Source organism: Streptomyces sp. NPDC006879 (genome assembly GCF_042869595.1).
Lineage (GTDB): Bacteria > Actinomycetota > Actinomycetes > Streptomycetales > Streptomycetaceae > Streptomyces.
Map to the genome: position 1 here is coordinate 32234 of NZ_JBIAGC010000037.1, position 12347 is coordinate 44580.

Sequence of the window (12347 nt, forward strand, 5' to 3'; positions counted from 1 at the left end):
AGAGATTGTCGTTCGTACATAAAAGCGGGGTGTGTCCCCGACGTCGAGGCGGGGCCTGGCATTATCCGACACATGACTGCATCGCCGCCCTACCTGCCCGACCACGCCCGGATCTTCGTCGCGGGCCACCGAGGCCTCGTCGGATCCGCCGTCGCCCGACGGCTCACCGCCGACGGCCACGAGGTGATCACGCGGGGCCGCGAGGAACTCGACCTGCGCGACCCGGCCGCCACCGCGTCCTTCCTGAAGGACGCCCGACCGGACGCGGTGGTTCTCGCCGCCGCCAAGGTGGGCGGGATCATGGCGAACAGCACGTTCCCCGTGCAGTTCCTCGAGGACAACCTGCGCATCCAGCTGAGCGTGATCTCCGGCGCCCACGCGGCGGGCGTCGACCGGCTGCTCTTCCTCGGGTCCTCCTGCATCTACCCGAAGCTGGCACCGCAGCCGATCCATGAGGACGCCCTGCTGACCGGCCCGCTGGAGCCGACCAACGAGGCGTACGCGCTGGCGAAGATCGCCGGGATCGTGCAGGTGCAGTCGTACCGGAAGCAGTACGCAGCGGCGTACATCTCGGCGATGCCGACCAATCTGTACGGACCGGGCGACAACTTCGACCTGGAGACCTCGCACGTACTGCCTGCCCTCATCCGCCGCTTCCACGAGGCGGCGGCCGAGGGTCGGGAAGAGGTGACGCTCTGGGGGTCTGGCACGCCGCGGCGCGAGTTCCTCCACGTTGACGACCTGGCCGCGGCCTGCGCCGTGCTGCTCCGGACCTACGACGGCGGTGATCCGGTCAACATCGGTTGCGGCGAGGACCTCACCATCAAGGAACTCGCCGAGACCGTTGCAGAGGTGACCGGCTTCCAGGGCCGACTGGCCTGGGACACCAGCAAGCCGGACGGCACGCCCCGCAAGCTGCTGGACGTGACCCGTCTCACCTCGCTCGGTTGGAAGCCGGGCATCCCCCTGCGGGACGGCATCGCCAGCACCTACCAGTGGTGGCGCAGCCAGAGCTGACCTCATTCGTACACCTTGCTCAGTACGCTCCGCGTCCGTCGACGACGGCGCGGAACGTACGGGCCACCACGTCGACGTCGCTGGTGAACGACCAGTTGTCGACGTACTGGAGGTCAAGCTGGACGGTCTCGTCCCAGGACAGGTCGGACCGACCGCTGATCTGCCACAGACCGGTCATTCCTGGACGAACGGTAAGCCGACGCAGCTCGACGTCGCCGTACCGAGCGACCTCCTCGGGCAGCGGCGGACGGGGACCCACCAGGGACATCTGACCGCCGAGCACATTGATGAGCTGCGGCAGTTCATCGAGCGAGGTGCGCCGCAGCAGGCGACCGATCCGGGTCACCCGCGGATCGCGGCGCATCTTGAACATCAGGCCGTCGTTCTCGTTGGAACCGGCCAGATCGGCCTTGCGGGCATCGGCGTCGATCACCATCGTGCGGAACTTCCACATGGTGAAGGGCGCTCCGTCGCGCCCGATGCGCCGCTGCGTGTAGAAGGCCGGGCCACGGGAGCCGAGCCGGATGGCGAGGATCACACCGAGGAAGAGCGGCGAGAGCAACAGCAACCCCACCCCCGCGCCGATCCGGTCGAGAAGGGACTTGAGTACCGGCTGGGCGCCGCGGCGGACCGGCGGGGCGACCCGCAGCACCGCCAGACCACCGGCGGAGAGGGTTTCCAGCCGTTTCACGGACACCTCGACCAGGCCCGGGATGACGGCCAGTTCCAGACCCGCGTCGTGCAGCGCCCACGCCACCCGACGCAGCCGCTCACCGGCGATCCGGGCGCCCGGCGAGACCAGGACCAGATCCGCGTGATGACTGCGCACCGCCTCCAGGACCGCGGTGGAGTCGGCGGCGGGGGCTTCGGGCATGGCGTCGGCAAGCCGTCCGGCCACCGGAACGCCCGAGGTGCAGCGTCCCTCCCCGACCGGGACCACTCCTACGACGACATAGGGGTGGTCGGTGCGGGAGGCCAGGTGGCCGATGACGTCATCGGCCGAACCGGGCTCTCCTATGACCAGAACCCGACTGACCACCTCGGCGGAACGCCGCGCGGCCGAAAGGTGTCGGTAGGTCAGCTTGTGGCAGGCGACGGTGACCAGCAGGGCCGGTATGAGCGCACCGAGCGAAACCAGCGGCGAGGAGCTCTCGCCGGTGGCGGCGCGGGCGACGGCGAGGACCCCGAGCAGGATCAGCCAGTCGTGGAGGACGGGCAGTACGCCGCGTGATTCGCCCAGCGCACGCATGGAGTAGCGGCGGCGTATTGCCTGCACCCCGGTCCAGGCGACCGCGGCGCCCAGGGCGCACGCGAGGGCGCGGGGTTGGCCGGCGGAGTCGAAGACCAGACCGACGGGCAGTCCGGCGCCGAGGAAGTCGGCAGCGAGGGCCGCTGGAAGGTACCAGCGGGCCTTTTCGCGAAGAGAATGCGGGATGACGCCTTGCGCAAGGCCGGTTCCGGCCATTATCGGAGCGGAAATTCGCACATGCCTCATGGGCCCCCCTGGCACGTTGGTGATCGAGAGAGGACGTCCTCCGCTTCCCCGGGCGTCGGACGTCTGTTGCACCGGGAAACAGTACGACAAACGCCCGCACGGTCGTCACGCTTTGCATGAACGAGAGCGGTCGTTGTGGGTTCGTTAACAGGCGGATGGCCTGCTTCCGGTTCTGTCCGACCTGTACCGCATCGAGATGAACACTCCGCATACCGAACGTCCCCTCTCGGACAACGGACGATTTCCGGCCAACCTTTTGACGCGCTCCTGACATGCGGGCAATCCGGATGGCACTCTCATCCCGTTCTCCGCACTGCCTGCTCTGCCCGGGCGGCCCACCCAGCCGATCCGGAACCCCCCTTGCAGAAGGAGTCTGCGTTGAGTTACACCCCCCACAAGCGCGCCACAGCGGCTGGCGCGCTCATCGCCGCGGCGGCACTACTCGCCGTCGGCGTCCAGACCGGTACCGCCTCAGCCGACGCCACCGCGTCCAAGGCACCGGCAGCCGCGACCCCCCGTGCGGGGGCCCAGAGCGCCAAGCTCAGCCCCTCCCAGCGGGCTGCGCTGATAGCCGGGGCCGAATCGGGTACGGCGAAGGCCGCCCGCTCGCTGGCCCTCGGCTCCAAGGAAAAGCTCGTCGTACGGGATGTGGTCAAGGATGCCGATGGCACCACCCACACCACGTACGAGCGGACCTACGCCGGTCTGCCCGTACTCGGCGGAGACCTCACCGTCCACGCCAAGGGCGGGGTCACCAAATCGGTCACCAAGGCGACCCACCACACCATCAAGGTCGCTGACCTGACCGCCAGCGTCGCCCCGGCGAGCGCCGAGAAGCAGGCCCTCACCGCCGCGAAGTCCGAAGGTTCCAAGGCCTCGGACGCCTCCCGCGCCCCGCGCAAGGTCATCTGGGCGGCGACCGGTGCACCGGTACTCGCCTACGAGACGGTCATCGGCGGCCTCCAGCACGACGGCACCCCGAACGAGCTCCACGTGGTCACCAACGCCAAGACCGGCGCCAAGATCGCCGAGTGGCAGGCGATCGAGACCGGGACCGGGAACACCCAGTACAGCGGCCAGGTCACACTCGGCACCTCGCAGTCGGGCAGCAGCTACAACCTGACCGACACGGGGCGCGGCAACCACAAGACGTACAACCTCAACCACGGCTCCTCCGGCACCGGCACGCTGTTCTCCGGCTCGGACGACATCTGGGGCAACGGCCAGCCGTCCAACCTGGAGACCGCTGGCGCTGACGCCCACTACGGTGCGGCCCTGACCTGGGACTACTACAAGAACGTGCACGGCCGCAACGGTCTGCGCAACGACGGCGTCGCGCCCTACAGCCGGGTCCACTACGGCAACAGCTACGTCAACGCCTTCTGGCAGGACTCCTGCTTCTGCATGACCTACGGCGACGGTGACGGCAACGCCAAGCCGCTCACCTCGATCGACGTGGCCGCGCACGAGATGACCCACGGCCTGACCTCGGTCACCGGCAACATGACCTACTCCGGTGAGCCCGGCGGCCTGAACGAGGCCACCTCGGACATCATGGCCGCGGCCGTGGAGTTCTACGGCAACAACGCCCAGGACGTCGGCGACTACCTGGTCGGCGAGAAGATCGACATCCGCGGCAACGGCACGCCGCTGCGCTACATGGACAAGCCCAGCCGGGACGGGGCCTCCAAGGACTACTGGTACTCCGGCATCGGCAACGTGGACGTCCACTACTCCTCGGGCCCGGCCAACCACTGGTTCTACCTGGCCTCCGAAGGCAGCGGCCCCAAGGTCATCAACGGCGTCTCCTACGACTCGCCGACCTCCGACGGTCTCGCCGTCACCCCGATCGGCCGCGCCGCCGCCGAGAAGATCTGGTTCCGCGCGCTGACCGTCGGCTACTTCAAGTCGAACACCAACTACGCCGCCGCGCGTACGGCCACCCTGCAGGCCGCGGCCGACCTGTACGGCCAGGGCTCGACCATCTACAACAACACCGCCAACGCCTGGGCCGGCATCAACGTCGGTTCCCGCATCGCCACCGGCGTTTCGGTCACCCCCATCGCCAACCAGAACACCCAGACCGGCGGTTCGGCCAGCCTTCAGGTCCAGGCCACCAGCACCAACCCGGGCGCTCTGAGCTACTCGGCCACCGGCCTGCCCACCGGCCTGTCGATCGGCTCCTCCACCGGTCTGATCTCCGGTACCGCGACCACCGCCGGCACGTACAACGTGACCGTCACGGTGACCGACTCCGCGAACAAGACCGGCACGGCGTCCTTCGTGTGGACCGTCGGCGCCACGCAGCCGAGCGTGTTCGAGAACACGACCGACTACCAGATCCCGGACAACGGACAGGTCGAGTCGCCGATCAACGTGACCCGCACCGGCAACGCGCCGAGCAACCTCAAGGTCGACGTGAACATCGTCCACACCTACCGCGGTGACCTGCGCATCGACCTGGTCGCCCCGGACGGGTCCACCTACCGGCTGAAGAACAACTCCGGTTCGGACTCCGCGGACAACGTCATCGAGACCTACACCGTCAACGCCTCCTCCGAGGCCGCGAACGGTACCTGGAAGCTGCGTGTGGCCGACGTCTACTACTGGGACACCGGCTACATCAACAGCTGGAAGCTGACCTTCTGATCGAGGCCCGCTACCACTGACCGGCCGGCGGCGACGGCCTCGCCGCCGGAACCGGCCGCACCGACCAAGTGAACGGCCCGGGGACCACGGTCCCCGGGCCGTTCACCCGTGTTCAGCCCGGCGGGTAGCCCGCCGAACACGGGCACAAGGGCGCATTCGGCCCACGGTCGCGTCCTCAGCCGCAGGGCCAGCCGACTGCGCACCTCACCCGCGCCTGCGACAACAGCGCCGGGAGCCCCTGGAGTGCTCCCCGGGGGCCCCGGCGCCTCGCCACCGGTCGTGCCGTGCTGACGGCGAGGTCAGCGCAGCACGACCCCGGAAGCCTCCGCGACCGCCTCAGCGGGCACCACCAACAGGCCCATCTCAGCCGGATCGGAGAGCAACCGGTGGGACGGCAGGATGCGCACGGTGTAGCCGAAGGGACCGGTCCGGTCCAGGGCGAGCGGCCCCTCGAACACCCAACGTCCCTCCAGGTTCGGTCCGGTCACCGGCTTGAGGGGGAAGGACTGGCCGTCGGCGATGACGTCCTGGGCGTTGACCCGACCCGCGACCGCCTGGACTTCCACGTCCTGCGGCGCAAGCGAGTCCAGCGTCACCTGCACCCGCAGAGTGAGCGTGGAACCGAGCTGGGCCGTGCCGTTGACCGGGGTTGCGGCCACCGCCTCCACATGGTCCACCGATACCCCCGGCCACGCTCCACGGACCTTGCTCTTCCATCCGGCAAGTGCCCGCGCGGTCGGCGCGTCGAGCTCCCGGTGGGAGCGTGCGGCCGGCGCGTAGAGGCGCTCCACGTACTCCCGTACCATCCGCCCGGCCAGCACCTTGGGCCCGAGGGAGACCAGGGTCCGGCGGACCATCTCGATCCACCGCTCCGGCAGTCCGCTGCCCGAGCGGTCGTAGAACCGAGGGGCGACACGCTGCTCCACCAGGTCGTAGAGCGCGGCGGCTTCGAGGTCATCGCGCCGGTCCTCGTCGGTGGCGGTGCCGTCCGCCGTCGGGATCGCCCAGCCGAAGTCCGGCTCGTACCACTCGTCCCACCAGCCGTCGAGGACGGACAGGTTGAGGCAGCCGTTGAGCGCCGCCTTCATCCCACTGGTGCCGCAGGCCTCCAGCGGGCGCAGCGGGTTGTTGAGCCAGACGTCACAGCCCGGATAGAGCTTCTGAGCCATCGCCATGCCGTAGTCGGGCAGGAAGACGATGCGGTGGCGCACCCGTGGATCGTCGGCGAACCGCACCAGCTCCTGGACCAGACGCTTTCCGCCGTCGTCGGCGGGGTGGGCCTTGCCCGCGACGACGATCTGCACCGGACGCTCGGGATCGAGCAGGAGCCGGGTCAGGCGGTCCTGGTCACGGAGCATCAGAGTGAGCCGCTTGTAGGACGGCACCCGCCGGGCGAAGCCGATGGTCAGTACGTCCGGGTCCAGGACGTCGTCGATCCAGCCGAGCTCGGCGTCGCCCGCGCCGCGCTGGTGCCAGGAGGCTCGTAGCCGTACCCGCACCTCCTGCACGAGTTGTTCGCGCAGGACCCGCCGCAGGTCCCAGATCTCGGCGTCGGCGATATCGGCCACCGCGTCCCACCGCGTGGAGCCGCCCACCGACAGGGCGTCCTCGGTCCGCCCCGCCCCGATCTGACGGGCCCCCAGGCGCACCACCTCCGGCGCCACCCAGGTGGGCGCGTGCACCCCGTTGGTGACCGAGGTGATGGGCACGTCGGCGCCGTCGAATCCGGGCCACAAGCCCGCGAACATGCCTCGACTGACGGCGCCGTGCAGAGTGGAGACCCCGTTGGCACGCTGGGCCAGGCGCATGCCCATCACGGCCATGTTGAAGACGGCCGGATCACCGCCCGGATAGGTCTCGGTGCCCAGCTCCAGGATGCGGTCGACCGGGACCCCGGCCAGTTCGGCGTCCTGGCCGAAGTGTCGGGCCACCAGTTGACGCTCGAACCGGTCGATGCCGGCGGGCACCGGCGTGTGGGTGGTGAACACCGTCCCGGCGCGGGCCGCTTCCAGGGCGGGATCGAAGTCGAGTCCCTGCCCCGCCAGTTCCCTTATGCGCTCCAGTCCGAGGAAGCCGGCGTGCCCCTCGTTGGTGTGGAACACCTCGGGAGCGGGGTGTCCGGTCAGGGCGCAGTAGGCGCGCACGGCCCGGACCCCGCCGATGCCCAGCAGCATCTCCTGGAGCAGGCGGTGCTCGCTTCCACCGCCATAGAGCCGGTCGGTGACCTCGCGGGCGCCCGGGTCGTTGTCCTCGACGTCGGAGTCGAGGAGCAGCAGCGGCACCCGGCCGACTTGGGCGCGCCAGATGTTCGCGTGCAGGGCACGACCGCCCGGCAGCGCCAGGGTGACCCGGGCCGGATCACCGTCCTCGGTACGCAGCAGACCCAGCGGAAGCTCGTTGGGGTCGAGTACCGGGTAGTGCTCCTGCTGCCAGCCCTCGCGGGAGAGGGACTGGCGGAAGTATCCGTGGCGGTAGAGCAGTCCGACGCCGATGAGCGGGACACCGAGGTCACTGGCGGCCTTCAGGTGGTCGCCTGCGAGGATGCCCAGGCCTCCGGAGTACTGCGGGAGGGCAGCGGTGATACCGAATTCGGGTGAGAAGTACGCGACAGCGGTGGGGAGTTCCCCGTGTCGGACGAGGTCGTCGGCATCTCTGGTCTGGTACCAGCGGGCGCCGCGCAGGTAGTCGTCCAGGTCGTCGGCCGCGGCGGTGAGCCGGCGGAGGAACCTGCGGTCCCTGGCGAGCTCGCCGAGTCGCGCGGCGGAGACGGATCCGAGCAGACGGACGGGATCTCGTCCCGATGCCTGCCAACCCTCTGGGTCGACGGATGAGAACAGTTCACGGGTCTCCGTATGCCAGGACCAGCGCAGGTTGCGCGCGAGGTCGCTGAGCGGGAGAAGCGGTTCCGGCAGGACGGGGCGCACAGTGAATCGACGGATGGCCTTCACGTGTTCCACCTTCGCAGGAGGTTGACGCAACGGAGTGGACGCACCACGCGGTGCGCCCGGGCTTCACCCCATGAAGGTAGCGGCGAAGGTGGTCACGGCGTGGCCGGGGCCGTCTTATTACGTGCCAGTAGTTAACGAAGCAGCTGATTTGGGCGCAGTGTTCACCGGGAAGGTACCTGCGGTATCCAGGGCCCTCGAACGTGGTCCGTCATGCGCCATCTGCCCCGCCACCCGGGTGAACGCGGACAGGAGCGGTCATGCACCCAGCCCATCAGCCGCCCACAGAGCGTCCAGAAACGGCTAGAAACAGAGCGCACAGATCTGCACCAAACCATGCAGAATCCGCAAAGCCCGCTCCACCCGAAGCGCGGCGCCCGACCCCCGGTTCCACGCGTTGCGCCCCACAGCCCAGCCCCAGCCCTTCTCCCAAGGTGATGCCGTGAGCCCGCAGATTGGCCGCATTCCCGTACTGGACGTCCGCCCTGCCGTCGATTCCGGTACCCGGCCCGCAAAGGCAGTGGCCGGAGAGGTGTTCCAGATCAGTGCGACCGTGTTCCGCGAGGGCCACGACGCGGTCGCCGCCGACGTGGTGCTGCGAGACCCGGTACGGCGTGAGCGCGTGCGGATCCCGATGCGGGAGCTCGCCCCGGGTACCGACCGGTGGGGCGCGGACGTGTGCGCCGATGCCGAAGGGCGCTGGACGTATACGGTCGAGGCCTGGAGCGATCCGCTGGCCACCTGGCGTGCGCACGCCCAGATCAAGGTTCCGGCGGGGATCGACACCGAGCTGGTGCTCGCGGAGGGCGCACTGCTCTTCGAGCGGGCTGCCCGTGGGGTGCCGAAGAAGGCCGGCCGCGAAAGTGTGCTGGCGGTGGCGGACGCGCTGCGCGACGAGCGGCGCTCGGCCGAAGACCGGCTCGCCGCGGCGTTGGCGGCGGAGCCGACGGCCCTGCTGGACCGGTACCCGCTGCGGGAACTGGTGAGCGCCGCCAAGCCGCTGCCCTTGCTGGTGGAGCGCCGTCGGGCGTTGTTCGGATCCTGGTACGAGATGTTCCCGAGGTCTGAGGGCGCGGTGGTCGAGGAGGGCAGACCGCCGGTGAGCGGTACCTTCCGGACGGCCGCCGGACGGTTGCCGGCGATCGCCGCGATGGGCTTCGACGTGGTGTACCTGCCGCCGATCCACCCCATCGGCGACACGCACCGAAAGGGCCCCAACAACGCCCTTTCGGCCGGTCCTTGGGATGTGGGCGTGCCGTGGGCGATCGGCTCCTCGGACGGCGGGCACGATGCGGTCCACCCCGATCTGGGGGCCATCGAGGACTTCGACTTCTTCGTGGCCAAGGCCCGCGACCTTCGCCTTGAGGTGGCCTTGGACTTCGCGCTCCAGTGCTCGCCCGACCACCCGTGGGTACTGAAGCATCCGGAGTGGTTCCGACAGCGGGCGGACGGCTCGATCGCGTACGCCGAGAATCCGCCGAAGAAGTACCAGGACATCTATCCGCTGGACTTCGATCGGGACATGACGGGCTTGGTGGAGGAGACCGTACGGGTCCTGCGGTACTGGATGGAACACGGGGTGCGGATCTTCCGGGTGGACAATCCGCACACCAAGCCGGTGGTGTTCTGGGAACGGGTGATCGCAGCGGTCAACAAGTCGGACCCGGACGTCATCTTCCTGGCGGAGGCGTTCACCCGTCCGGCGATGATGCGGGCGCTTGGGGCCGTGGGCTTCCAGCAGTCGTACACGTACTTCACCTGGCGCAACAGCAAGCAGGAGCTGACCGAGTACCTGACCGAGCTGTCGCAGGAGACGGCGGCCGTGATGCGGCCCAACCTCTTCGTCAACACGCCGGACATCCTGCACGCCTATCTCCAGGAAGGGGGCCGGGCGGCTTTCGAGGTGCGGGCGGTGCTCGCCGCGACGCTCTCCCCGACCTGGGGTGTCTACGCAGGTTACGAACTGTGCGAGAACACCGCGCTGCGGCCGGGCAGTGAGGAGTACCTTGACTCGGAGAAGTACCAACTAAGGCCCCGGGACTGGGAGTCAGCGGAGCGGTCGGGGCAGACGATCACTGGTCTGATCACCGTTTTGAACCGCTTGCGTCGACGCCATCCCGCTCTTCAGCAGTTGCGCAACCTCCGCTTCCACCACACGGACAACGACGCCGTCATCGCGTACTCGAAGACGGTACGCGGGGCCTCGGGTTCGAACATGGTTCTGATGGTCGTCAACCTGGACCCGCACCATACCCAGGAGGCTACGGTCTCGTTGGACATGCCGGAGCTCGGCCTCGACTGGCACGACTCCCTCCCCGTGCGCGACGAGCTCACCGGGGAGACCTATCACTGGGGCAGCGCCAACTATGTGCGCCTGGAGCCGGGCCGAGCACCCGCGCACGTACTCGTCGGCCGGGAGTCCGGGGGCAGCGCCCCGGACGAGCACGGAAATCTTCGGCCGTCCCCGCCGATCGGAGGGTCACCCGCATCATGATGATCAATGATCCCGTTCCGGACACCTTCGAGGACACCCCGGTCAAGGACCGGGACCCGGAGTGGTTCAAGCGGGCCGTGTTCTACGAGGTCCTCGTCCGCTCCTTCCACGACAGCAACGGAGACGGCGTAGGCGATCTCAAGGGCCTGACGGCCAAACTGGACTACCTCCAGTGGCTGGGGGTGGACTGCCTGTGGCTGCCCCCCTTCTTCATGTCACCCCTGCGGGACGGCGGTTACGACGTCTCGGACTACACGGCGGTACTGCCCGAGTTCGGCGACCTCGCCGACTTCGTGGAGTTCGTCGACGCCGCCCACCAACGCGGCATGCGCGTCATCATCGACTTCGTCATGAACCACACCAGCGACCAGCACGCGTGGTTCCAGCAGTCCCGTACGGATCCCGACGGCCCGTACGGCGACTACTACATGTGGGCCGACAACGACAAGCAGTACCAGGACGCCCGCATCATCTTCGTGGACACCGAGACCTCCAACTGGACGTACGACCCGGTGCGCAAGCAGTACTACTGGCACCGCTTCTTCTCGCACCAGCCGGACCTCAACTTCGAGAACCCCGCGGTGCAGGAGGAGATCGTCTCCGCCCTGCGGTTCTGGCTGGACCTCGGCATCGACGGCTTCCGGCTGGACGCCGTGCCCTACCTCTACGCCGAGGAGGGCACCAACTGCGAGAACCTGCCGCGTACCCACACCCTGCTCAAGCGGGTCCGGGCGGAGATCGACGCGCATTACCCCGACACCGTGTTGCTGGCCGAGGCCAACCAGTGGCCCGAGGACGTCGTCGACTACTTCGGTGACTTCTCCAAGGGCGGCGACGAATGCCACATGGCCTTCCACTTCCCGGTGATGCCGCGCATCTTCATGGCGGTGCGGCGCGAGTCGCGCTATCCGGTCTCGGAGATCCTGGCCAAGACCCCGGCGATCCCGTCCGGCTGCCAGTGGGGCATCTTCCTACGCAACCACGACGAGCTGACCCTCGAAATGGTCACGGACGAAGAACGCGACTACATGTACGCGGAATACGCCAAGGACCCGCGGATGCGGGCCAACATCGGCATCCGCCGGCGGCTGGCGCCGCTCCTGGACAACGACCGCAACCAGATGGAGCTGTTCACCGCCCTTCTGCTGTCGCTACCTGGGTCACCGGTCCTCTACTACGGGGACGAGATCGCGATGGGCGACAACATCTGGCTCGGCGACCGGGACGCCGTACGCACTCCCATGCAGTGGACCCCGGACCGCAACGCCGGCTTCTCCTCCTGCGACCCCGGGCGGCTCTACCTGCCGACCATCATGGACCCCGTCTACGGGTACCAGGTGTCGAACGTGGAGGCCTCGATGTCCTCCCCGTCCTCGCTGCTGCACTGGACCCGCCGGATGATCGAGATCCGCAAGCAGAACCCGGCCTTCGGCCTGGGCTCGTACACGGAACTGCCCTCGTCCAACCCCGCGGTGCTCGCCTTCCTCCGCGAGTACGGGGACGACCTGGTGCTGTGCGTGCACAACTTCTCCCGGTTCGCCCAGCCGACGGAGTTGGATCTGAAGGCGTTCAACGGCCGGGTCCCGGTGGAGCTCATCGGCGATGTGCGGTTCCCGCCGATCGGTGAGTGGCCGTACCTGCTGACCCTGGCCGGGCACGGCTTCTACTGGTTCCGGCTGCGCAAGGGCGCGGTCACGGCCAAGACCACCGTCAAGAGCTGACCCACCACCGACGTGCAGCCAGAAGG

The 12347-nt window shown here is 68.5% G+C and carries 6 protein-coding genes; 4 read left to right on the forward strand and 2 right to left on the reverse strand.

Annotated elements, in window-relative coordinates:
- Positions 1 to 72 precede the first annotated feature (72 nt).
- Positions 73 to 1017, forward strand: coding sequence for a GDP-L-fucose synthase family protein (locus ACFYMC_RS23105; RefSeq protein WP_388528389.1), 945 nt, complete (start codon positions 73 to 75; stop codon positions 1015 to 1017).
- Positions 1018 to 1036: 19 nt separating this feature from the next.
- On the opposite strand, the gene ACFYMC_RS23110 is transcribed toward ACFYMC_RS23105, so the two are convergent.
- Positions 1037 to 2482: a sugar transferase gene (locus ACFYMC_RS23110; protein ID WP_388528391.1), complete on the reverse strand. Its 1446-nt coding sequence runs from the start codon at positions 2480 to 2482 to the stop codon at positions 1037 to 1039.
- A gap of 408 nt (positions 2483 to 2890) precedes the next feature.
- On the opposite strand from ACFYMC_RS23110, the gene ACFYMC_RS23115 reads away from it, so the two are divergent.
- Positions 2891 to 5161 carry a M4 family metallopeptidase gene (locus ACFYMC_RS23115; RefSeq protein WP_388528393.1) on the forward strand — a complete coding sequence of 757 codons (2271 nt, stop codon included), beginning with the start codon at positions 2891 to 2893 and terminating at the stop codon, positions 5159 to 5161.
- A gap of 299 nt (positions 5162 to 5460) precedes the next feature.
- On the opposite strand, the gene glgP is transcribed toward ACFYMC_RS23115, so the two are convergent.
- Positions 5461 to 8109: an alpha-glucan family phosphorylase gene (gene glgP / locus ACFYMC_RS23120; RefSeq protein WP_388528395.1), complete on the reverse strand. Its 2649-nt coding sequence runs from the start codon at positions 8107 to 8109 to the stop codon at positions 5461 to 5463.
- A gap of 439 nt (positions 8110 to 8548) precedes the next feature.
- On the opposite strand from glgP, the gene ACFYMC_RS23125 reads away from it, so the two are divergent.
- Together ACFYMC_RS23125 and treS are read left to right on the forward strand one after the other, a co-directional pair.
- A complete protein-coding gene (locus tag ACFYMC_RS23125) occupies positions 8549 to 10600 on the forward strand; it encodes a maltotransferase domain-containing protein (protein WP_388528397.1) in 2052 nt (683 codons plus the stop codon).
- Positions 10597 to 12321, forward strand: a complete 1725-nt coding sequence (gene treS / locus ACFYMC_RS23130; protein WP_388528399.1) for a maltose alpha-D-glucosyltransferase — start codon at positions 10597 to 10599, stop codon at positions 12319 to 12321. Before ACFYMC_RS23125 ends, treS begins: the two co-directional genes overlap by 4 nt.
- Positions 12322 to 12347: the final 26 nt, after the last annotated feature.

Coding starts and splice junctions, on each gene's coding strand:
- treS (WP_388528399.1), top strand. CDS start 10,597: ATGATGATCAATGATCCCGTTCCGGACACCTTCGAGGACACCCCGGTC.
- ACFYMC_RS23110 (WP_388528391.1), bottom strand. CDS start 2,482: ATGGCCGGAACCGGCCTTGCGCAAGGCGTCATCCCGCATTCTCTTCGC.
- ACFYMC_RS23105 (WP_388528389.1), top strand. CDS start 73: ATGACTGCATCGCCGCCCTACCTGCCCGACCACGCCCGGATCTTCGTC.